Source organism: Streptomyces sp. NPDC047982 (assembly GCF_043204165.1).
Lineage (GTDB): Bacteria > Actinomycetota > Actinomycetes > Streptomycetales > Streptomycetaceae > Streptomyces.
The window spans coordinates 24,134-44,116 of record NZ_JBIDBS010000004.1 but is presented as its reverse complement, the minus strand read 5'-3'; the positions used below and the strand labels follow the sequence as shown (position 1 = coordinate 44,116).

The 19,983-nt window shown below is 71.6% G+C and carries 18 protein-coding genes; 7 read left to right on the top strand and 11 right to left on the bottom strand.

Features of this window, described 5'->3' with window-relative positions:
• Window positions 1-57 precede the first annotated feature (57 nt).
• The 5 genes from ACGF2V_RS05740 to ACGF2V_RS05720 all read right to left on the bottom strand — a co-directional run bounded on the left by ACGF2V_RS05740 (window position 58) and on the right by ACGF2V_RS05720 (window position 5,065).
• A complete protein-coding gene (locus ACGF2V_RS05740) occupies window positions 58-813 on the bottom strand; it encodes an SDR family oxidoreductase (protein WP_362621317.1) in 756 nt (251 codons plus the stop codon).
• A 5-nt stretch (window positions 814-818) separates the two neighbouring features.
• On the bottom strand, window positions 819-2,633 hold the full coding sequence (locus ACGF2V_RS05735; RefSeq protein WP_362703646.1) for a glycoside hydrolase family 15 protein: 1,815 nt from the start codon (window positions 2,631-2,633) through the stop codon (window positions 819-821).
• 230 nt (window positions 2,634-2,863) lie between these two features.
• Window positions 2,864-3,679: an SURF1 family protein gene (locus ACGF2V_RS05730; protein WP_362621313.1), complete on the bottom strand. Its 816-nt coding sequence runs from the start codon at window positions 3,677-3,679 to the stop codon at window positions 2,864-2,866.
• Window positions 3,680-3,769: 90 nt separating this feature from the next.
• On the bottom strand, window positions 3,770-4,003 hold the full coding sequence (locus tag ACGF2V_RS05725; RefSeq protein WP_362621311.1) for a hypothetical protein: 234 nt from the start codon (window positions 4,001-4,003) through the stop codon (window positions 3,770-3,772).
• 63 nt (window positions 4,004-4,066) lie between these two features.
• Window positions 4,067-5,065: a DEDDh family exonuclease gene (locus tag ACGF2V_RS05720; protein WP_362621309.1), complete on the bottom strand. Its 999-nt coding sequence runs from the start codon at window positions 5,063-5,065 to the stop codon at window positions 4,067-4,069.
• A 256-nt stretch (window positions 5,066-5,321) separates the two neighbouring features.
• On the opposite strand from ACGF2V_RS05720, the gene ACGF2V_RS05715 reads away from it, so the two are divergent.
• The 3 genes from ACGF2V_RS05715 to ACGF2V_RS05705 all read left to right on the top strand — a co-directional run bounded on the left by ACGF2V_RS05715 (window position 5,322) and on the right by ACGF2V_RS05705 (window position 8,018).
• The gene (locus ACGF2V_RS05715) at window positions 5,322-6,041 is read left to right on the top strand and encodes a VIT family protein (protein WP_362703643.1); all 720 of its coding nucleotides are present in this window, start codon (window positions 5,322-5,324) and stop codon (window positions 6,039-6,041) included.
• A 328-nt stretch (window positions 6,042-6,369) separates the two neighbouring features.
• Window positions 6,370-7,329, top strand: a complete 960-nt coding sequence (locus ACGF2V_RS05710) for a sterol desaturase family protein (protein ID WP_362703641.1) — start codon at window positions 6,370-6,372, stop codon at window positions 7,327-7,329.
• The gene (locus ACGF2V_RS05705; RefSeq protein ID WP_362703639.1) at window positions 7,326-8,018 is read left to right on the top strand and encodes a lysoplasmalogenase; all 693 of its coding nucleotides are present in this window, start codon (window positions 7,326-7,328) and stop codon (window positions 8,016-8,018) included. Before ACGF2V_RS05710 ends, ACGF2V_RS05705 begins: the two co-directional genes overlap by 4 nt.
• A 288-nt stretch (window positions 8,019-8,306) precedes the next feature.
• Here ACGF2V_RS05705 and ACGF2V_RS05700 read toward each other — a convergent pair whose 3' ends face one another.
• Complete coding sequence (locus ACGF2V_RS05700) at window positions 8,307-9,842, bottom strand: S8 family serine peptidase (RefSeq protein WP_362703636.1); 1,536 nt, start codon at window positions 9,840-9,842, stop codon at window positions 8,307-8,309.
• Between the two features lie 470 nt (window positions 9,843-10,312).
• Between ACGF2V_RS05700 and ACGF2V_RS05695 the strand changes: the two genes are divergently transcribed.
• The 3 genes from ACGF2V_RS05695 (at window position 10,313) to moaA (ending at window position 13,634) form a co-directional block, all read left to right on the top strand.
• Window positions 10,313-10,681 (top strand): DUF485 domain-containing protein, encoded by a 369-nt coding sequence (locus ACGF2V_RS05695; RefSeq protein WP_362621299.1) that lies wholly within the window; start codon window positions 10,313-10,315, stop codon window positions 10,679-10,681.
• On the top strand, window positions 10,678-12,321 hold the full coding sequence (locus tag ACGF2V_RS05690) for a cation acetate symporter (RefSeq protein WP_362703633.1): 1,644 nt from the start codon (window positions 10,678-10,680) through the stop codon (window positions 12,319-12,321). The genes ACGF2V_RS05695 and ACGF2V_RS05690 overlap by 4 nt, the downstream gene beginning before the upstream one ends.
• Window positions 12,322-12,644: 323 nt before the next feature.
• Window positions 12,645-13,634, top strand: a complete 990-nt coding sequence (gene moaA, locus ACGF2V_RS05685) for a GTP 3',8-cyclase MoaA (protein ID WP_362621295.1) — start codon at window positions 12,645-12,647, stop codon at window positions 13,632-13,634.
• A 9-nt stretch (window positions 13,635-13,643) separates the two neighbouring features.
• Here moaA and ACGF2V_RS05680 read toward each other — a convergent pair whose 3' ends face one another.
• Together ACGF2V_RS05680 and ACGF2V_RS05675 are read right to left on the bottom strand one after the other, a co-directional pair.
• On the bottom strand, window positions 13,644-13,892 hold the full coding sequence (locus ACGF2V_RS05680; protein WP_362621293.1) for a hypothetical protein: 249 nt from the start codon (window positions 13,890-13,892) through the stop codon (window positions 13,644-13,646).
• A 315-nt stretch (window positions 13,893-14,207) separates the two neighbouring features.
• Complete coding sequence (locus ACGF2V_RS05675; protein ID WP_362621291.1) at window positions 14,208-14,570, bottom strand: DUF3099 domain-containing protein; 363 nt, start codon at window positions 14,568-14,570, stop codon at window positions 14,208-14,210.
• A gap of 344 nt (window positions 14,571-14,914) precedes the next feature.
• Between ACGF2V_RS05675 and ACGF2V_RS05670 the strand changes: the two genes are divergently transcribed.
• A complete protein-coding gene (locus ACGF2V_RS05670; RefSeq protein ID WP_362621289.1) occupies window positions 14,915-15,211 on the top strand; it encodes a GlsB/YeaQ/YmgE family stress response membrane protein in 297 nt (98 codons plus the stop codon).
• A 172-nt stretch (window positions 15,212-15,383) separates the two neighbouring features.
• Here the strand turns inward: ACGF2V_RS05670 and tyrS are convergent, their stop codons facing one another.
• The 3 genes from tyrS to ACGF2V_RS05655 all read right to left on the bottom strand — a co-directional run bounded on the left by tyrS (window position 15,384) and on the right by ACGF2V_RS05655 (window position 19,896).
• Window positions 15,384-16,649 (bottom strand): tyrosine--tRNA ligase, encoded by a 1,266-nt coding sequence (gene tyrS, locus ACGF2V_RS05665; RefSeq protein ID WP_362621287.1) that lies wholly within the window; start codon window positions 16,647-16,649, stop codon window positions 15,384-15,386.
• Window positions 16,650-16,895: 246 nt separating this feature from the next.
• Window positions 16,896-18,290: a metallopeptidase TldD-related protein gene (locus ACGF2V_RS05660; protein WP_362703630.1), complete on the bottom strand. Its 1,395-nt coding sequence runs from the start codon at window positions 18,288-18,290 to the stop codon at window positions 16,896-16,898.
• Window positions 18,291-18,372: 82 nt separating this feature from the next.
• Window positions 18,373-19,896 carry a TldD/PmbA family protein gene (locus ACGF2V_RS05655; protein WP_362703627.1) on the bottom strand — a complete coding sequence of 508 codons (1,524 nt, stop codon included), beginning with the start codon at window positions 19,894-19,896 and terminating at the stop codon, window positions 18,373-18,375.
• Between the last annotated feature and the right edge of the window lie 87 nt (window positions 19,897-19,983).

Sequence of the window (19,983 nt, the reverse complement as noted above, 5' to 3'; positions counted from 1 at the left end):
AACGGCGACCCGCCCGGGGAGCGACCGCGCCGGAAGCCGCCGACTGGGCGGGACCGGTCAGAAACCGTGCCGGAAGCCGCCGTCGACCGGCAGCATGACGCCCGTCAGGTAGGACGCCGCGGGGGAGAGCAGGAACGCCGCGGTCCGGCCGAACTCGTCCGGCCTCCCGTACCGGCGCAGCGGGATGAGCGCCCCGTTGGCGGTGCGGGCGGCCTCCGCGTCACCCGACCGGGCGTCGAGTTCACGGACCCGGTCGGTGTCGATCCGGCCCGGCAGCAGGCCCACGACCCGGATCCCCCGTGGGCCGAGCTCGTCGGCCAGGGACTTGGCGAAACCGGCCAGACCGGGGCGCAGCCCGTTGGAGATCGTCAGTCCGGCGATCGGCTCGTGCACCGAGCCGGAGAGCACGAAGCCGATGACACCGCCCTCGCCGAGGGAGGCCGCCGCCGCCCTGGCGAGACGGACCGCTCCCAGGAACACCGAATCGAAGGCCGACCGCCACTGCTCGTCGGTGTTGTCGGCGACGAAGCCGGGCGCCGGGCCGCCGACGCTGACGAGGATGCCGTCCAGCCGCCCGAACCGTTCGTGTGCGCCGTCGATCAGGCGTTGCGCCGAGGAGGGATCGGCGTTGTCGGCGACGACTCCGACGGCGCCCGGCCCCAGTTCCGCGGCCGCCGCCTCGACACGTTTCTCGTCCCGGCCGGTGATGATCACCCGTGCGCCATCCTCGGTCAGGGCACGCGCCGTGGCATTGCCCAGCCCCCGGCTCGCCCCGGTGACGATGTACACACGGTCCTTCAGTCCAAGGTCCATGCGTCCTATCCTGCCCGGTCGGACCTCGTGGTGTCGGGCTCCGTCGTGTCCTCACCGGCCAGTGCCATGGCGGTGCCCACCAGCCCGATGTGGCTGAACGCCTGGGGGTAGTTGCCGACCTGCCGGTGCGTGACGGTGTCGTACTCCTCGGCGAGCAGTCCCACGTCGTTGCGCAGATTCAGCAGGCGTTCGAAGAGGTCCGTGGCCTCCTCGGTCCGCCCGGTCGCCGTCAGGGCGTCGGCCAGCCAGAACGAGCACGCCAGGAACGCCCCCTCGCGGCCGGGCAGCCCGTCGATCGAGGCCCCGTCCGTGCTGTAGCGGCGGACCAGGCAGTCGCTGCCCAGCTCCCGCCGGACCGCGTCGACCGTGCCGATCACCCGGGGATCGTCCGGGGGCAGGAAGCCGGTCCGGGGGATCAGCAGGGTCGCGGCGTCCAGGTTCCGGGAGCCGTAGGACTGGGTGAAGGTGTTGCGCACCGGGTCGAATCCCTTCTCGCACACCTCCCGGTGCACGGACTCCCGCATCGCCCGCCAGCGGTTCGCGTCACCGGCCAGCGTCGGGTTCTTCTCCAGGGTGCGCACGGCACGGTCGGCGGCGACCCAGGCCATCACCTTGGAGTGCACGAAGTGGCGGCGCTGGCCGCGGATCTCCCACAGCCCCTCGTCCGGCTCGCGCCAGGTCGACTCCAGGAAGCCGAGCAGGCTCAGCTGGAGGCTCCAGGCGTGCGGCTTGTCGTCCAGACCGGCCTCGCGGGCGAGCCGCAGCGAGTCGATGACCTCGCCGTACACGTCGAGCTGGCGCTGGCGGACGGCGGCGTTGCCGGTCCGTACCGGAGCGGAGTTCTCATACCCGCGCAGCCACGGCAGCTCCGCCTCGGGCAGCCGGCGCTCGCCCGACAGGCCGTACATGATCTGGAGGTCGGCGGGGTCACCGGCGACCGCCCGCAGCAGCCAGTCCCGCCACGCAGCGGCCTCTTCCAGATACCCGGCCGAGATGAGGGCGCCGAGGGTCAGTGTGGAGTCCCGCAGCCAGCAGAAGCGGTAGTCCCAGTTCCGTACGCCGCCGATCTCCTCGGGCAACGACGTGGTGGGCGCCGCCACGATGCCGCCCGTCGGGCCGTAGGTGAGCGCCTTCAGCGTGATCAGCGAGCGGATCACCGCCTCCCGGTACGGGCCCCGGTACCGGCAGGCGGCCGACCACTCGGTCCAGTCGGCCAGGGTGCTGTCCAGAGCCTCGAACGGGTCGACGAGCTCGGGGCGGGGGGAGTGCGACGGGTGCCAGGTCAGCACGAACGCGACCCGTTCACCCGCGGCGACGGTGAACGACGAACACGTGGAGAACTGCTGGCCCCAGGTCTTGACCGGCGGCTCGCTGCGCAGCCAGGCCGAGTCGGGCCCGGCGACCGCCACCCGATGCCCCTGCGCGCGGCGCATCCACGGCACGACCGAACCGAAGTCGAAGCGCAGCCGGATCACGGAACTCATCTCGACCGTGCCGCTGACGCCCTCGACGATCCGCATGACCTCGGGCTCCTGGTCGCGCTGCGGCATGAAGTCGATGACCTTGACCGTGCCGGTGCGGGTCTCCCAGAACGTCTCCAGGACGAGGGACTCGCCCGCGTAGCCGCGCCGGGTACAGGTGTCGGCACCCCTTGGTGAGATCCGCCAGTGGCCGTTCTCCTCGGTGCCGAGCAGGGCCGCGAAACAGGCGCCCGAGTCGAAGCGGGGCAGACAGAGCCAGTCGACGGAACCGTTCCTGCCGACCAGGGCGGCCGTCTGCAGATCGCCGATCAGGGCGTAGTCCTCGATGCGTGGGGTCACGTTCTGGCGTGTTCCCGAACACGGGCCCCGTTAAGCAGTCACGCCCCATGAGCGACGCCCCGCCGCCCCGCCGCCCCGAGGTACGGGAGACGGGCCGGTCGTCCGCGACGACGGGCTCCCGTCCGGTGAGGGCACCCCGGTCACGCGGGCCGTGGTCGGCACCGGCCACCCGCCCCGGACGCCCGGGCGTACGGGCACGATCCAGGTCCGGGCCGTACGCGGGCGCCGTGTCAGGCCGTGGCGGGTTCCGGCTGCTCCGGCTCGGACGCCGACCGCTGCTCGGCGGTCCGGGCCGCCGCGGCCCTGGCCCGGTCGAGCTTCTCCCGGCGGGCGAGGATCACGAAGCCGACCGGGACGGCGGCGGCGAACAGCCACCACTGCACGGCGTACGCCATGTGCGGACCGATGGAGCTGTCGTCGGGGGCCGCGATCAGTTCCGGGGAGTCGCCGGACGGCTCGGGCGAGATCTGCTCGATGTAGCCGCCGAGCACGGGCCGGGACAGCCTCTCGGCCGCCTGGGAGCTGTTGATCAGCATCACCTGGCGGTCGGGCAGGTCCGTGAGGTCCTTGATGCCGCTGGTGCCGGTCGTCTCGTCGGCCTTGAGCCGCCCGGTGACGGTCACCTCGCCCCTGGGCGGGGGCGGGACCTCGGGGAAGGCGCGCTGGTTGGCGGCGGCGGGCACCCAGCCGCGGTTGACCAGGATCGTTCCGCCGCCCTTGAGGTCGAACGGCGTCAGCACATGGACGCCGACCCGGTCCTCGGTCGAGGTCCTGCGGCGCACGACCACCTCGTGCTCGGTGTCGAACGTGCCCGTGGCCGTCACCGTGCGCCAGTAGTCGGAACGCGGGACCGCGTGTCCCGGCGAGGTGAGCGAGGCGACCGGAACGGGGGCCGCCTTGAGGTTGCGCGAGATCAGGGAGTTCTGCGCGACCCTGTGCTCGTGCCGGTGCAGCTGCCAGAAGCCCAGCTCGACCATCGTGGGAATCAGGACGAGGACGAGGAGGGCGAGGAGCAGCCACTGCCGGGTCAACAGGAAGCGGTACACCCCACGACCGTACAACCGTGTCGTGGGGCGCAACGCGCAGGGGTGGGGAAAGGAGCGGCCGGGACGGGAGCGATGGCCGACGGCCGCTGGTCACACTTTGTCGATGATGCCGACCCTCCCCTCGGCGCGGGAGCAGTGGCCGCCGCAGTACCAGTGCCCGTCGACCTCGACGCCCTGGCCGATGATCTGGACCCGGCAGTGTTCACAGATGGGTGCCATGCGGTGAATGGCGCAGGCGAAGCAGTCGAAGACGTGCACCGCCCCCTGCGCGTGCACCTCGAAGGACATGCCGTAGTCGTTTCCGCAAACCTCACAACGTGCCATGCGCCACAGGTTCGGACGCGGGAGCGGCGGTGGGCGAGCGGCGGGCGGGCGAGTCGCCCCGGTTCACTCCGATGACGGCGTGTCCGGCCGCGTCGCCGCCGGGGCCACGTCGCGCAGCAGATGGGTGAACGCGCTCTCGTCCAGGATCGGGGTGCCGAACGACTTGGCCTTCACCGTCTTCGACGTCGCCGCGTCCGGGTCGTTGGTCACCAGCAGACTGGTCAGGCGGGACACGCTGGTCGCCACGTGCAGCCCGGCTTCTACGGCGCGGTCCTCCAGCAGTTCGCGGTCTATGGAGGTGTCCCCGGAGAACGCCACCCGCATGCCCTGCATGAGCGGCTCGTCCTTCTCGTAGCGCCCGGGGTTCGGATAGGGGCACGCCGGCCGCTTGCGCGAGGGGCGCCAACTGCCCTGCCCGTACGAGGGCTGGTAGCCGATCCGGGGCGTGACCGGGGAGTCCGACCATTCGGTCAGCGGGCGGCACTCCAGCAACGGCAGCCGCACCCCGCCGTGCGCCGCCGCGTGCAGACTCGGCCGGAACGCCTCGGCCAGCACCCGGGCGTCGTCCAGCGCGTGGTGGGCGCGCCGCTGCACGACTCCGAAGTGCGCGGCCAGCGACGCCAGTTTGTGGTTGGGCAGCGGCAGCCGCAGTTCCTTGGCGAGCGCGATGGTGCACAGCCGCTGCTCGACGGGGGCGGTGACCGAGGCGCGTGCGTACTCCCGGGCCAGCATCGACCAGTCGAAGGCCGCGTTGTGCGCGACGAGCACGCGGCCCGCGAGCCGTTCGGAGAGCTGGGCGGCGATCTCCGGGAAGAGCGGGGCACCTTCGAGCACCTCGTTGGTCAGTCCGTGGATCCAGACGGGCCCGGGATCGCGCTGCGGATTGACGAGGGTGTACCAGTGGTCCTCGACGTCGCCCCGCGCGTCCAGACGGTAGACGGCGGCGGAGACTATCCGGTCGTCCCGTGCGAGGCCGGTGGTCTCCACGTCGACGACCGCGTACCCCCGGGGGTACGCGGTCGGCCACGGTGCTGCGGTCTGACGGTCGTCGAGCATGGTCACAGAGAATACGGGCCGCGACTGACAGCCTTCTATTCCGGCCGTGCCCCGCGGCCCTTGTTCCGGCCGTCTCCGGCGCCGGCGGCCGTGCCCCTCCCGCGCCCGGACGCACACCCCTTACCGGTGTCCGCCCATCGGTTCCGACGGGTCCGGCACGGCCCCGCCCTCTCCCGGGGAGGCCGGGAGAGGGACCAGGTTCCGCGGCGGCGGGCCGGGGTGGTGCGCGACCGGCGGCCGGGCGGGGTGAGACCATCCCCCGATGACGGATATCCGGACGCATGACGAACCGCACGGCGAGGGGTTCGGCGCGCGGCTGAACTGGCTGCGTGCCGCGGTCCTCGGCGCCAACGACGGTGTCGTCTCCACCGCGGGACTCGTCGTCGGTGTGGCGGGCGCCACCAGCGACCGAGGCACCCTGCTCACGGCGGGCCTGGCCGGCCTGCTGGCCGGTTCCATGTCGATGGCGGCGGGCGAGTACGTCTCGGTCTCCACCCAGCGCGACTCGGAACGGGCCGCGCTGGCCACCGAGAAAAGCGAGCTCGCGCAGGCACCCGAGGCGGAACTGGTCGAACTCACCGGCCTGTTGGAGGGCAAGGGGCTGAGCCACGAGGTCGCCCGCGAGGCCGCCCTCCAGCTCACCGCCCGCGACGCGCTGCGTGCCCACGCGGAGGTGGAACTCGGCATCAACCCGGACGAGCTGACGAACCCGTGGCACGCGGCGGGCGCGAGCTTCCTGGCGTTCACGGCGGGCGCGCTGCTGCCGCTGCTGGCGATCGTGCTGCCGCCGGCGCCGCTGCGGCTGATGGTGACCGTGCTGTCGGTGCTGGCGACGCTGGCGCTGACGGGCTGGTGGAGCGCCCGCCTGAGCGACGCGGCGCCGTGGCCTGCCGTGCTGAGGAACATGGGCGGGGGAGCGCTGGCGATGGCGGTCACCTATGCGGCGGGGCAGTTGCTGGGTGCGGTGGGGGTGCAGGCGTAGGGGTCGACGGGTGCACCGTGCTGGTCGGCCCGTTCGTCGGCAGTGGTCCCTGTCACACTCGCGCCATGACGGGGACTCACTCGGAATTCCAGGGACACCACCGGTCCGGGAGCGCCTCCAGGACCCAGCCGGACGCCGCAACGTCCAGGCCCTGCATGGCAGTTCCTCCGCCGAGGCGATTTTGTCCACAGGGGTCGTACGACGCCCGCGTCGGCGGAGGCGACCGGAGGATTTGGTGGAAGCCACCAAAGACTGTTGACATCGCGTCTCGCATACTTGTTGGTAACAACGTCTGGTCCTCGGCGACGTGCGGCTTTACGGTGCTCGCATGCCGTCGAACCTGCCTGATGTCGTGCTCTGGTCCATACCGGCCTTCATCCTGCTCACCGTGCTGGAGCTGGCCCTCCACCGCTTCCATCCCGACGAGGACGCCGCGGGGTACGAGGCGAAGGACGCGGCCACCAGCGTCACCATGGGGGTGGGCAGCCTGGCCTTCGACCTGCTGTGGAAAGTGCCCATCGTCGCGATCTACACCGCGGTCTACGAGCTGACGCCGCTGCGGGTCCCCGTGCTGTGGTGGACCGTCCTGCTGATGCTGCTCGCCCAGGACTTCTGCTACTACTGGTCCCACCGGGGCCACCACGTCGTCCGGATCCTCTGGGCCTGCCACGTCGTCCACCACTCCAGCCGGAAGTTCAACCTCACCACCGCGCTTCGCCAGCCCTGGACGTCGTGGAGCGTCTGGCCGTTCTACGTGCCGCTGGTGGCCTGCGGCGTCCACCCGGCCGCGCTCGCCTTCTGCTCGTCGGTGAACCTCGTCTACCAGTTCTGGGTGCACACGGAACGCGTCGGCAGGCTTCCCGGGCCGTTCGAATACGTCCTGAACACGCCCTCGCACCACCGGGTGCACCACGCCTCGCAGGGCGACTACCTGGACCGCAACTTCGGCGGCATCCTCATCCTCTGGGACCGGCTCTTCGGGACCTTCACGCCCGAGACGGAACGCCCCGTGTTCGGCCTCACCAAGAACATCGACACCTACAACCCGCTGCGGGTCGCCACCCACGAGTACGCCGCCATCGCCCGCGACGTGAAAGCGGCGGGCAGTTGGGGCGAGCGCGCCGGGCGGATCTTCCGCGGGCCGGGCTGGCAGCCGGCGGCGACCGCGACGGCCTCCCGGGGCCCCCTGGCCCGTACCGCCGAGGCGGCGCCCTCCGCCCCCGAGTCCCGCACCGCGCAGGTGCCGACGAGCCCCATGACCCTTCGCACCGAGGAGCGTGCCGGATGAGCGCCGACACCGGAACAGACCGGCGCGAGCGCCTCGCGCGCCCGCTGCTCGCCGCCTTCCTGGTGGCCTGCGCCGTCGACCTCTTCGCCGTGCTCGCCGAGGTCCGGATCGGCGTCCTCGTCGCCAAGCCCTTGCTGATGCCGCTGCTGGCGGGATATGTCGCCGTCCGGCGCGGCCCCCGGCTGCTCGTCGCGGCGCTCCTGTTCGGCTGGGGCGGCGACGTGTTCCTGCTGATGGACGCCGACACCGCCTTCCTCCTCGGGATGGGCTCCTTCGCCGTCGGACACGTCTGCTACCTGTGGTTGTTCGGACGCGCCCGGAGCCCGCTGTCCACCGCGGTCGGGTACGCCGTCGTGCTGGCCGTCGCCCTCGTGCTGCTCTGGCCCGGGCTCCCCGCCGACCTGCGGATCCCGATGGTCGGCTACAGCCTGCTGCTCACGGCCATGGCGTACCGCGCAGGTGTCCTCGGCCGGTACGCGGCCGTCGGCGGAGCGCTCTTCCTGCTCTCCGACGCACTCATCGCCGTCGGGGTCGCCGACGGGCCGCTCCTGCCCGCGCACGACTTCTGGATCATGCTCACGTACATCGCCGCGCAGTTCCTGCTCGCGACCGGGGCGCTGTCGCCCGGGGCACGTCCGCGGGTGCGCGCGTCGGCCGCCCCCGTGGTGCCGGGGCCCCCGCGGCCGTGACCCCACCACCGGATCCGCCGGGCGGCGGGTGAACCGCCCGGCGGACGCGTGCGGACCGTTCAGCCCGTGCCGAGCCGGACCGGCTCGTCCGAGCCCAGCGGTCCGGGGGTGCAACCAGTCGGCGGGCGAACCGTCGAAGCCGACCGGCGACAGGGCGTGACGCAGCCGACCGGGCGGACCGTCCGTTGCGTGACTCGTCCCCGCACCATGGCACTGGATGCCACGGGCTGGGAGGGAGGGCGGCGGCCGGCACCGGTCGCCGCCCAGGGGTCCTCGCTGTCGCGTCCGCTACCAGCGGACCGCGTTCAGCGCGTTCACGACCCCGGCCCCGTAGAAGCCGTTGTTCTTCTTGCCGCCCTCGCAGACGGCGTCGATCTTCCCGTCCCCGTTGATGTCGTACGGCGCGCCGCACGCGGTGGCGTCGGCCTCGACAGCCAGGAGCGCCTTCACCGCGGCCGCCGAGGCGTACGGGTGCTTGGACTTGATCAGGGCCGCGACGCCCGCGACGTGCGGGGACGCCATCGACGTACCGGCCTTGTAGCCGTACTTGCCGCCCGGGAGGGTGGACAGGATCAGACCGCTCGTGGCGGGCGCCTCGGGCTTCTGGTAGATCGTCGAGTCACCGCCCGGGGCCGCGACGTCGATCATGCCCTTGCCGTAGTTCGAGTACGAGGACTTCAGCCCCTTGGCACCGGTCGCCGAGACCGTCACCACACCGGGCAGCATCGCCGGGATGTCGAGGCACTGACGCGGGTCGATCGTCCGGTCGACCGCCGTGGTGTCGTTCGGGCTGGTCGTGTCCTCGATCGTGGGGGCGGCCAGGTCGAAGGCGCTGTTGCCGGCCGAGGCCACGTTGACCGTGCCCCTGCGCTCCGCGTAACGGCTGGCGCGGGCGACGGCCTCGACCAGCGCGCCCTGGTCGAGGTCGTCCTTGCAGTTGAACATCCACGGGTCGGTGTAATAGCTGTTGTTGGTGACCTCGATCCCGTTCTCGGCGGCCCAGACGAAGCCGCAGACGATCGACTCGGTGTAGAAGAAGCCGTCGGGGTTCGCCACCTTGATGCCCGCGACCTTCACGCCCGGCGCGACGCCCGTGACCCCGACGCCGTTCTTCGCGGCGGCGACGGTGCCCGCGACGTGCGTGCCGTGGTCGCTCTCCCCGGTCTTCGGGCGCCAGGCGCCGTCCGACGTGTCAGGTGCTCCGGACACACAGCTGGCCGAGGCCCGGCGGTCGAAGTTGGGCGCCAGGTCGGGGTGGGTGTCGTCGACGCCCGTGTCGATGACCCCGACCGTGACCTTGCTGCTGCCCAGCGATACGCGGTGCGCCTGGTCCGCCTTGATGGCGGGCAGGTCCCACTGCAACGGCTCCATCGGGTCCTGCCCGGCGGTCGCCTCCGCCGCCGCGGCCTCGGCCTGCGCGGCGGTGAGCGGCTGCTCGGCCCCGGTGTCCGTGGTGGCCTGCGGGACGATGGGGTTCGTACGGGTGGCTCCCGCCGAGTCGACGCCCTTGACACGGCGGATCGTCTCGGCGAAGTCCGGGTTCTGCGAGTGGACGACGATCACGCCGATCTTCTCGTAGGCGGCCACCACCGTGCCACCGGCCTCGGCTATCGCCTTCTTCACCTGCTTGACGGTGCCGTGATGGGCCCGCGTGTTGACCACGTACGAGAGCTTCGGGCCGTCCGTCGACACCGCCGCCGAGGGCTGCGCGTCCACCGAAGCGGCGGAGGCGGCACCCGTCGGCAGGAAGCCGAGCGAAGCCGTGAGTGCCAGTCCGACGGAGATCGTCAGGGTGCGCGTCCGTCTGGAACCCAGCTGAGCCATGAGGTCTCCACATCATCCGTGCCGGGCGACCGGCCGTCTCGTGCGCCCGGTCGCGTACATGACCAGTGAAGTTATCGCTGATCATCCCCGCGGATCAATGAGTTGGCGGTCCCGAAATCGGCCGGACGGTCACGCGTGGACGTGTTCGAGGGCTTTCGAGGAGCTTCGCCGGGCGCGAACCGGTGGTGACGAGGAGTGCGGACCGGTGGTGACGAGGAGTGCGAACCGGTGGTGACGAGGAGTGCGAACGGCTGATGACGGCGCGTGCGGACCGGTGGTGACGGCGCGTACGAACCGGCGGTGAGCGGAGCACGAACCGACGGTGAACCACCGCGACATGCGGTCCGTGTCGTAGGCAGGGGAACCCGCCGTCACCCCGGGAGAGCGCATTGCGCCTCCCCGGCCGGCCGGGGTTCCCCGGCGAAGACCCGCCGTTCCCGTTCACCGCACCCGCGTCGCGAGGAGATTCCGTGACTACCGATGCAGCACCACCGCCCGAGAGCGTTACGGACACCCGCCCCGCCGAGCCGACGACCGAGGTGTTCGTCGCGACCCAGGAGAGCGTGGAGTTCGGCGAACTGCGCCGCACCCACCGCTCGTTCGCCTTCCCGCTGACCGTCGCCTTCGTCCTCTGGTACCTCCTGTACGTCCTGCTGTCCAACTACGCGGGCGGCTTCATGGGCACCAAGGTGTACGGCGCCCTCAACGTGGCCTTCGTGTTCGGCCTCGCCCAGTTCGTCAGCACCTTCCTCATCGCCTGGCTCTACTCGCGCCACGCCGCCGCGAAGCTCGACCCGAAGGCCGAGGCCATCAAGTCCCGTCTGGAGGCCGACGCATGAGCGCCGCACACCCCTCGCCCGCCGTCCTCGACCTGGCCGCCGCCTCCTCGACCGCCGAGCACCGGCCACTGATCATCACGCTGTTCGCGGTGTTCGTCGCGGCGACCCTCGGCATCACCGTCTGGGCCGGACGGCAGACCAGGAGCGCCTCCGACTTCTATGCCGGAGGAAGGCAGTTCACCGCCTTCCAGAACGGGCTCGCCGTGTCCGGCGACTACATGTCGGCGGCCTCGTTCCTCGGCATCGCCGGGGCCATCGCCCTCTTCGGCTACGACGGCTTCCTGTACTCCATCGGCTTCCTCGTCGCCTGGCTGGTGGCGCTGCTGCTGGTCGCCGAACCGCTGCGCAACTCCGGCCGCTACACGATGGGCGACGTCCTCGCCTACCGGATGCGGCAGCGCCCGGTCCGCACCGCGGCCGGCGCCTCCACCATCGTCGTCTCGATCTTCTACCTGCTGGCGCAGATGGCGGGCGCGGGCGTCCTGGTCGCCCTGCTGCTCGGCATCACCAGCGACGCGGGCAAGATCCTCATCGTCGCACTCGTCGGCGTGCTCATGATCGTGTACGTCAGCATCGGCGGCATGAAGGGCACCACCTGGGTCCAGATGGTCAAGGCCGTGCTGCTCATCGCCGGTGCCCTGCTGATGACGTTCCTCGTGCTGCTGAAGTTCGACTTCAACGTCTCCGACCTGCTGGGCACGGCCGCGGCGAAGAGCGGCCACGGAGCGGCGTTCCTGGAGCCCGGCCTCAAGTACGGCGCCACCGGCACCTCGAAGCTGGACTTCCTCTCCCTCGGTATCGCGCTGGTCCTCGGCACCGCCGGTCTGCCGCACATCCTGATCCGCTTCTACACGGTGCCGACCGCCAAGGCCGCCCGCAAGTCGGTCAACTGGGCCATCGGCATCATCGGCGCCTTCTACCTGATGACGATCGCGCTCGGCTTCGGCGCGGCCGCGCTGATCGGGCCCGCCGAGATCAAGGCGAAGAACCCGGCCGGCAACGCCGCCGCCCCGCAACTCGCCGAGTACCTCGGAGGGGTGGGCTCCACCGGCGGCGCCGTGCTGCTGGCGGTGATCTCGGCCGTCGCCTTCGCCACCATCCTCGCCGTCGTCGCGGGCCTCACCCTCGCCTCCTCGTCCTCCTTCGCGCACGACATCTACGCCAACGTCATCCGCAAGGGGAAGGCCACCGAGAAGGAGGAGATGCGGGCCGCCCGCTGGGCCACCGTACTCATCGGCGCAGTCGCGATCGCCCTGGGCGTCTTCGCCCGCGACCTGAACGTCGCCGGGCTGGTCGCGCTCGCCTTCGCCGTCGCCGCCTCGGCGAACCTGCCGACCCTCCTCTACAGCCTCTTCTGGAAGCGGTTCACCACCCGGGGCGCGCTCTGGTCGATCTACGGCGGCCTGGCCACCTCCGTGATCCTGGTCCTGTTCTCACCGGTCGTCTCCGGCAACGAGAAGACGTCCATGTTCAAGGGGGTCGACTTCGCCTGGTTCCCGCTGGAGAACCCGGGGCTGATCTCCATCCCGCTGGGCTTCCTGCTCGGCTGGATCGGCTCCCTCCTCTCCAAGGAGGAACCGGACAAGGGCAAGTACGCCGAACTGGAGGTGAAGTCCCTCACCGGCGTCGGAGCCCACTGAGCCCGGGCGGGGACACGGGCCCCGTCGCCCGCGGTCTCCCGCCACCGTCACACCGTCGCGGCCGTGTCGCAACCTGCGGCACGGCCGCGACGCTCCCCGTGCCGTACGAGTGACTCCCGGTGCGTACGCGTGTCATACGAGCCCCTCCGATGGCACAGGTCTCGCGTAGTCTCGGAAGAGTCGGCCCCAGAGGCCGGGCCGGACATCCCGCCACAGGCTTCGCCCGGCGCCCGGCCAAAGCGGTGCACGGGACGACCGGGGCGGCGCCGCGAGCCGCGACAGCCCGGGAACGGAAGCCGGGAGAACGACCGGGAGGGGCCCACATGCTCATCGACACGTACGGCCGGGTCGCCACCGACCTGCGCGTGTCGCTGACCGACCGGTGCAATCTGCGCTGCACCTACTGCATGCCCGAAGAGGGTCTGCAATGGCTGGCCAAGCCCGACCTGCTCAGCGACGACGAGATCGTCCGGCTCGTCCGTATCGCCGTCACCCGCCTCGGCGTCACGGAAGTCCGCTTCACCGGGGGCGAGCCGCTGCTGCGCCCCGGCCTCGTCTCCGTCGTCGAGCGGTGCGCGGCCCTCGCCCCGCGTCCCGAGCTGTCGCTCACCACCAACGGCATCGGGCTGGGACGCACGGCGGGCGCGCTCAAGGAGGCCGGTCTGGACCGGGTCAACGTCTCGCTGGACACCCTGCGTCCTGACGTCTTCAAGGCGCTCACCCGCCGCGACCGTCACCGCGACGTACTGGCCGGCCTCGGCGCCGCCCGCGACGCCGGTCTCACGCCGGTCAAGGTCAACACCGTCCTGATGCCGGGGCTCAACGACGACGAGGCCCCCGACCTGCTCGCCTGGGCCGTCGAGCACGGATACGAGCTCCGCTTCATCGAGCAGATGCCGCTCGACGCCCAGCACGGCTGGAAGCGCGACGGCATGATCACGGCGGGGGACATCCTCCGGTCGCTGCGCACCCGCTTCACCCTCACCGAGGAGAGCGAGGGCGAGCGCGGGTCCGCGCCCGCCGAACGCTGGCTCGTCGACGGCGGGCCCCACCGGGTCGGTGTCATCGCCTCCGTCACCCGCCCCTTCTGCCGGGCCTGCGACCGGACCAGGCTCACCGCCGACGGGCAGGTGCGCACCTGCCTCTTCGCCCGCGAGGAGACCGATCTGCGCGGCGCCCTGCGATCGGGCGCGCCGGACGAGGAGATCGCCCGGATCTGGGCGCGGGCGATGTGGGGGAAGAAGGCCGGATCCGGCCTGGACGACCCGTCCTTCCTGCAACCGGACCGGCCGATGTCGGCGATCGGCGGCTGACGGCGGCCCTCAGCGACCGGCGGCCCCGGACTCCCAGTCGGCCAGCGTCACGACGTCCTTGAGGAAGCCGCGGACGCCCAGGAAGGAGGAGAGGTGCTCGCGATGCTCCTCGCAGGCCAGCCACGTCTTGCGGCGTTGCGGCGTATGCAGCTTCGGGTTGTTCCAGGCCAGCACCCACACGGCGTCCGCCCGGCAGCCCTTGGCGGAACATGTGGGTGCGGCGGCGGCGTTCTCGGCCGCGGTATCGGGGGATTTCACGGACTCAACCCTAGGTCAGCCGGGGTGCGGGGCCCCGAGCGGTCCGCAGACCGACCGGTCGCCCGGCGCCCGTCCCGTCACGTGTCCCGCCACGACGAACAAAAACGACGCCGAGCAGCCACGGGGGGAGCTGCCCGGCGTCGGTCCGTCGCTCCGACGGGGGATGCGGAGCGCGTACGAAGTATGTCACGCAGACCGGTGTCCGGTGCACCGTAACTTCAGGATTCATCTGACGTTTTCGCGAATCCCGGGGTCGGCGCGCACGTCGCGGGGACCGCTGACGGCCGCCGCGGTGGCACTACGGTTCCCCGTGGTTCACATGGGGTCCCCGCCACGCTTTTCGTCGTCGACGGGGCCGGACGGTGTCGTATCGGACACGGGCGGGGCGTCGAGTGCCGGCCGCACCGGAGCACGGACGAACGTCGAGGGGAGCCCGGGAGTGGATTCCCGGCCCGCGTTGGCGATGACGACCGCCACGTACGGGAGCAGAGCTCCGAGGACCAGGGCCACGATCGCCACGTACCGCTCGACGTTCCACAGCGCTGCGGCGAGGATCACCGAGACCGTCCGCACGGACATCGAGATCACATAGCGCCGCTGCCTGCCGCGCACATCGTCCGCGAGCCCCTGCCTGGCTCCCGTGATCCGGAAGACCTCGACTGCGTTCTGCTTCCGCATCACGTCTCCACCACCCTTCCCCCAGCGCCCGGCGGCCCGGGGAACACCTCGTTCCCGTGCCGGTACATGTCCCTGTCCGGACCGTATTCCAACGGTACGCCCGGCGTCCGGAGGCTTCGCGGCCGGGGCGCGTCCCGTCCCTACGATCGCCCGGCCGGTCCACGCGCCCGGTCCGGTCGATCCACGCACACGGGTCCTGCGCCGGGCCGCGCGTACGGGGTCCCTGCGCCGCCGCGGACACGGAACGGCCGCGTCGTGCATCCGGACGAGTCCGGCGTGCGACGCGTGGCCGCCGCCCCGAGACTGGGCCGCAGATGCGACATCACGTCGCGCGAGGAGGCGACATGGGCTGGCTGTGGGCAATCATCGTGGGACTGGTGCTCGGCCTGATCGCGAAGGCGATCCTGCCCGGCAAACAGAACATCCCTCTCTGGCTGACGGCGCTCCTGGGCCTCATCGGCAGCATCCTGGGCAATGCCGCCGCGACCTGGATCGGAGTTCACGACACCAAGGGCATCGACTGGATCCGCCATCTGCTGCAGCTGATCGGCGCGGTGGTCGTCGTCGGTGTCGGCAGCAGCCTGTGGGCCGCGCTCCGCGGCTCCGGGCGCAGAACCGCGAGCCGCGACCACGGGGTTTGAACGGGAACACGACGCACCGCGGCCGGGCACGCGTCACGCGTACCCGGCCGCGGGCCGGCATCGACGGTCCCCGGCCGCCCGAGGGTCGTGGCCACCACAATCCGTGGGCACCCGGGGAGCCGTGACCCCTCCGGGCGACTCTGCCGGTCCGGGGCCCCTGACCGGCGTGGGATCAGCCGGTGACCTCGACAGCGGCGAGGTTCTTCTTGCCCCGGCGCAGCACCAGCCACCGCCCGTGCAGCAACTGCTCGCGGTCCGGTGCGCTCTCGCCGTCCGTGACCTTGACGTTGTTCACGTACGCGCCGCCCTCCTTCACCGTGCGGCGGGCACCCGACTTGCTCGGTGCCAGGCCCACCTCCACCAGGAGGTCCACCAGCGGGCCGAGCTCGGCGACCCGCGCGTGCGGGACCTCGGACAATGCGGCGCTCAGCGTCGCCTCGTCCAGCTCGCCCAGTTCGCCCTGGCCGAAAAGGGCCTTCGACGCGGCGACGACCGCCGCGCACTGGTCGGCACCGTGCACCAGCGTCGTCAGCTCCTCGGCCAGCGCGCGCTGCGCCGTCCGGGCCTGCGGACGCTCCTCGGTGACCTTCTCCAGCTCCTCCAGCTCCGCGGGGGTGCGGAAGCTGAGGACGCGCATGTACCGGGAGATGTCCCGGTCGTCCACGTTCAGCCAGAACTGGTAGAACGCGTACGGCGTCGTCAGTGCCGGATCGAGCCAGACGGCCCCGCCCTCGGACTTGCCGAACTTGGTCCCGTCCGCCTTCGTCATCAGCGGGGTCGCCAGCGCGTGCACCTCGGCGCCCGGCTCCAGGCGGTGGATCAGGTCGAGACCCGCGGTGAGGTTGCCCCACTGGTCGCTGCCGCCCTGCTGGAGCGTGCAGCCGTAGCGCCGGTACAGCTCCAGGAAGTCCATGCTCTGGAGCAGCTGGTAGCTGAACTCGGTGTAGCTGATGCCCTCGTCGGACTCCAGACGCCGGGCGATGGCGTCCTTGGTCAGCATCTTGTTGACGCGGAAGTGCTTGCCGATGTCGCGCAGGAACTCGATCGCGGACATGCCCGCCGTCCAGTCCAGGTTGTTCACCATGACCGCCGCGTTCTCGCCCTCGAAGGACAGGAACGGCTCGATCTGCCTGCGCAGCCCCGCCACCCACTCGGCGACCGTCTCCGGGTCGTTCAGCGTGCGCTCGGCGGTCGGCCTCGGGTCACCGATCTGACCGGTGGCCCCGCCCACCAGGGCGAGCGGTCGCAGCCCCGCCTGCTGGAGCCGGCGCATGGTGAGCACTTGCACCAGGTGGCCGACGTGCAGACTCGCCGCGGTGGGGTCGTAGCCGCAATAGAACGTGACGGGGCCGTCCGCGAGAGCCTTGCGCAGTGCGTCCTCATCGGTGGACTGGGCGAACAGCCCACGCCACTTCAGCTCGTCGACGATGTCCGTCACGGTACTTTCTCTCCTCGCGTGTGCATCGGATGTGCGTCCGGACGCTCGGGCGCGTCGGACAGCACCAGCCAGTCTAAGGGCTGGCCCGTAACTCCTGGCGGGCGCGCGACGACGGCTGCGGCATCTCGCCGCATTGCCGGAACGTCCGCATGCATCCGGTATGCGAACGCCCCCGCGCCTTGCGATGCACCGCACCTGACGCCGCACGCCGATCCACCACGGGTCACGGGACAGCCCTTGAGCGGGTCACACGCCCGGGCTCACGGAGCTCATGTTGAAGTCCGGGATCCGCAGGGCGGGCATGGCGGCCCGGGTGAACCAGTCGCTCCACTCGCGTGGCAGCGTCTTCTCCGTACGGCCCGCCTCCGCGGCCCGCGACAGCAGGTCCACCGGCGACTCGTTGAACCGGAAGTTGTTCACCTCGCCGACGACCTCGCCGTTCTCGACGAGGTACACCCCGTCGCGGGTCAGCCCGGTCAGCAGCAGTGTCGCCGGATCGACCTCCCGGATGTACCACAGACAGGTCAGCAGCAGTGCGCGGCCGGTCGTCGCGGCCACCATCTCCTCCAGGGACCGCTCCCCGCCGCCGTCGAGCAGCAGGTTGTCGATGGCCGGCGTGACCGGCAGCCCGGTCAGGTGCGCCGTGTGCCGGGTGGTCGTCAGATGTTCCAGCCGGCCCTCCCGGATCCAGTCGGTCGACGCCAGCGGCAGACCGTTGTCGAAGACGGAGGCGCTGTCCCCGGACGCGTGGGCGATCACGAACGGCGCCGACTCCAGCCCCGGCGCGTGCGGGTCGCTGCGCAGGGTCAGCGGCAGCTCGGTCAGGGTCTCGCCGAGCCGTGTCCTGCCGCCCGGCCGGGAGAACACCGTGCGCCCCTCCGCGGCGTCCCGTGCCGCCGACGACCACAGCTGGTAGACCAGCAGGTCGGCCACGGCGGACGGCGGCAGCAGCGTCTCGTACCGCCCGGCGGGCAGGTCGACGCGGCGCTCGGCCCAGCGCAGCCGCCCCGCCAGCTCCGTGTCGAGCTCGATGGGGTCGACGTCCCGGAAGTCGCGGGTCGAGCGGCCCGCCCACGTCGACCGGGTCCGGTCGGGGGACTTGGCGTTGAGCTCCAGCGTCCCGTTCGGCTGGTCGTGGCGCAGCCGCAGCCCCGTCGACGTGCCGATGTACATGGAGGTCATCTGGTGGTACGCGAAGCCGTACAGCTCACGGCCGCCCGACCGGGCACGGGCGAACGCGTCGCCCAGCGCCGGGGCGAACCCCGCGAAGACGTCCGACCCCGTCTCGGCCGGCGCGTCCGTGAAGCCGGGGGACGGCGGCACCCCGTCGACCAGCGGCTGCGCGTCCTCCGCCGGGTCCGACCCGCGCGCGGCGGCCTCGGCCGCCCGCACCAGCGGTTCCAGGTCGTCGGTGGTGACGGCGGACCGCGACACCACACCGGACGCGGTGCCCTGCGCGCCGTCGACGGTCGCGATGACGGTGAGGGTCCGCCCTCGCGTCACCCCGTTCGTCGTCAGCGCGTTGCCGGCCCAGCGCAGATTCGCGGACGACTCCTCGTCCGCGATGACGACACAACCGTCGGCCGTGGACAGGTCGAGCGCCCGCTCGACGATCTCGTGCGGCTTGGTCACGCGGCTCATCGCCCGGCCTCCTGCGTCGTGTCGAGACTGTGCTCCCCCGGGTGGCGCCCCCCGGACCCCCGGCCGGTTCCGTGGTGACCGTTCATCGCCCCGCCTCCTGCGTCGTGTTGAGGATGTTCACGCCCCGGAAGAGGGCGGAGGGGCAGCCGTGCGAGACGGCCGCCACCTGGCCCGGCTGGGCCTTGCCGCAGTTGAACGCGCCGCCCAGGAGGTACGTCTGCGGGCCGCCGACCTTCTCCATCGAGCCCCAGAAGTCCGTCGTCGTCGCCTGGTACGCGACATCGCGCAGCTGACCGGTCAGCCGGCCGTTCTCGATGCGGAAGAACCGCTGTCCGGTGAACTGGAAGTTGTAGCGCTGCATGTCGATCGACCACGACCGGTCGCCGACCACGTAGATCCCGCGCTCCACCCCGCCGATCAGCTCCTGCGTGGACGGCCCGCCCGGATCCGGCCGCAACGACACGTTCGCCATGCGCTGCACGGGGACATGGCCGGGCGAGTCCGCGTACGCGCAGCCGTTGGACCGGCCCAGCCCCGTCAGTTTCGCCATGCGCCGGTCCAGCTGGTACCCGACCAGCGTCCCGTCCTTGATCAGGTCCCAGGACTGCGCCTCGACGCCCTCGTCGTCGTACCCGATGGTCGCCAGCCCGTGCTCGGCGGTCCGGTCACCAGTCACGTTCATGACGGGGGAGCCGTACGCCAGCTTCCCCAGCCGGTCGAAGGTGGCGAACGAGGTGCCCGCGTACGCCGCCTCGTACCCCAGCGCCCGGTCCAGCTCGGTGGCGTGGCCGATCGACTCGTGGATGGTCAGCCACAGGTTCGACGGGTCGACGACCAGGTCGTACGTCCCCGCCTCGACGCTCGGCGCCCGCATCTTCTCCGCCAGCAGCCCGGGGATCCGCTCCAGCTCGTCGTCCCAGTCCCAGCCGGTCCCGGTCAGGTACTCCCAGCCGCGGCCCACCGGCGGGGCGACCGTCCGCATCGAGTCGAACTCGCCGGTGACCCCGTCCACGGCGACCGCGGTGAACTCCGGGTGCAGCCGCACCCGTTGCTGCGTGGTGACCGTGCCGGCCGTGTCCGCGTAGAACTTGTTCTCGTGGACGGTCGTCAGCGTGGCGTCCACATGCGCGACCCCCTCCGCCCGCAGCAGCCGCCCGCTCCACTCCGCGAGCAGTGCAGCCTTCTCCTCGTCCGGCACGGAGAACGGGTCGATCGCGTACGACGAGACCCAGGTCCGCTCGCCGTGCACCGGCTCGTCGGCCAACTCGACTCTCTCGTCCGACCCGGCCGCCGCGATGACCTGCGCCGACAGCTTCGCCAGGGCGACGGCCCGGGAGGCCACCTTCGCCGCGGCGTCCATCGTCAGGTCCACTCCCGACGCGAAGCCCCACGCACCGTCGTGCACCACCCGCACCGCGTACCCGAGGTCGGTGGTGTCCGAGCTCCCGGCGGGCCGGGCGTCCCGCAGCCGCCAGGACGCGCTGCGCACCCGTTCGAAACGGAAGTCCGCGTGCGCGGCCCCGAGCGCCCGCGCCCGGGCGAGCGCCGCATCGGCCAGCGAGCGCAGGGGCAGGGCCGTGAACGACGGATCGATCTCATTGGCCATGTGCGGCCTCCCCTTGTAGTCATGGCGCGGTCCGGGTGAGTGAATCATGTTGCCAGCGTGTTGGCGTGGCTTTTCGCCGGTGGCGGG

What these genes read in the sequence shown, in the direction of transcription:
- ACGF2V_RS05740 (WP_362621317.1), bottom strand. Translation starts at nt 813, where the DNA reads ATGGACCTTGGACTGAAGGACCGTGTGTACATCGTCACCGGGGCGAGC.
- ACGF2V_RS05725 (WP_362621311.1), bottom strand. Translation starts at nt 4,003, where the DNA reads ATGGCACGTTGTGAGGTTTGCGGAAACGACTACGGCATGTCCTTCGAG.
- ACGF2V_RS05715 (WP_362703643.1), top strand. Translation starts at nt 5,322, where the DNA reads ATGACGGATATCCGGACGCATGACGAACCGCACGGCGAGGGGTTCGGC.
- ACGF2V_RS05710 (WP_362703641.1), top strand. Translation starts at nt 6,370, where the DNA reads ATGCCGTCGAACCTGCCTGATGTCGTGCTCTGGTCCATACCGGCCTTC.
- ACGF2V_RS05705 (WP_362703639.1), top strand. Translation starts at nt 7,326, where the DNA reads ATGAGCGCCGACACCGGAACAGACCGGCGCGAGCGCCTCGCGCGCCCG.
- ACGF2V_RS05700 (WP_362703636.1), bottom strand. Translation starts at nt 9,842, where the DNA reads ATGGCTCAGCTGGGTTCCAGACGGACGCGCACCCTGACGATCTCCGTC.
- ACGF2V_RS05690 (WP_362703633.1), top strand. Translation starts at nt 10,678, where the DNA reads ATGAGCGCCGCACACCCCTCGCCCGCCGTCCTCGACCTGGCCGCCGCC.
- moaA (WP_362621295.1), top strand. Translation starts at nt 12,645, where the DNA reads ATGCTCATCGACACGTACGGCCGGGTCGCCACCGACCTGCGCGTGTCG.
- ACGF2V_RS05675 (WP_362621291.1), bottom strand. Translation starts at nt 14,570, where the DNA reads ATGCGGAAGCAGAACGCAGTCGAGGTCTTCCGGATCACGGGAGCCAGG.
- ACGF2V_RS05670 (WP_362621289.1), top strand. Translation starts at nt 14,915, where the DNA reads ATGGGCTGGCTGTGGGCAATCATCGTGGGACTGGTGCTCGGCCTGATC.
- ACGF2V_RS05660 (WP_362703630.1), bottom strand. Translation starts at nt 18,290, where the DNA reads ATGAGCCGCGTGACCAAGCCGCACGAGATCGTCGAGCGGGCGCTCGAC.
- ACGF2V_RS05655 (WP_362703627.1), bottom strand. Translation starts at nt 19,896, where the DNA reads ATGGCCAATGAGATCGATCCGTCGTTCACGGCCCTGCCCCTGCGCTCG.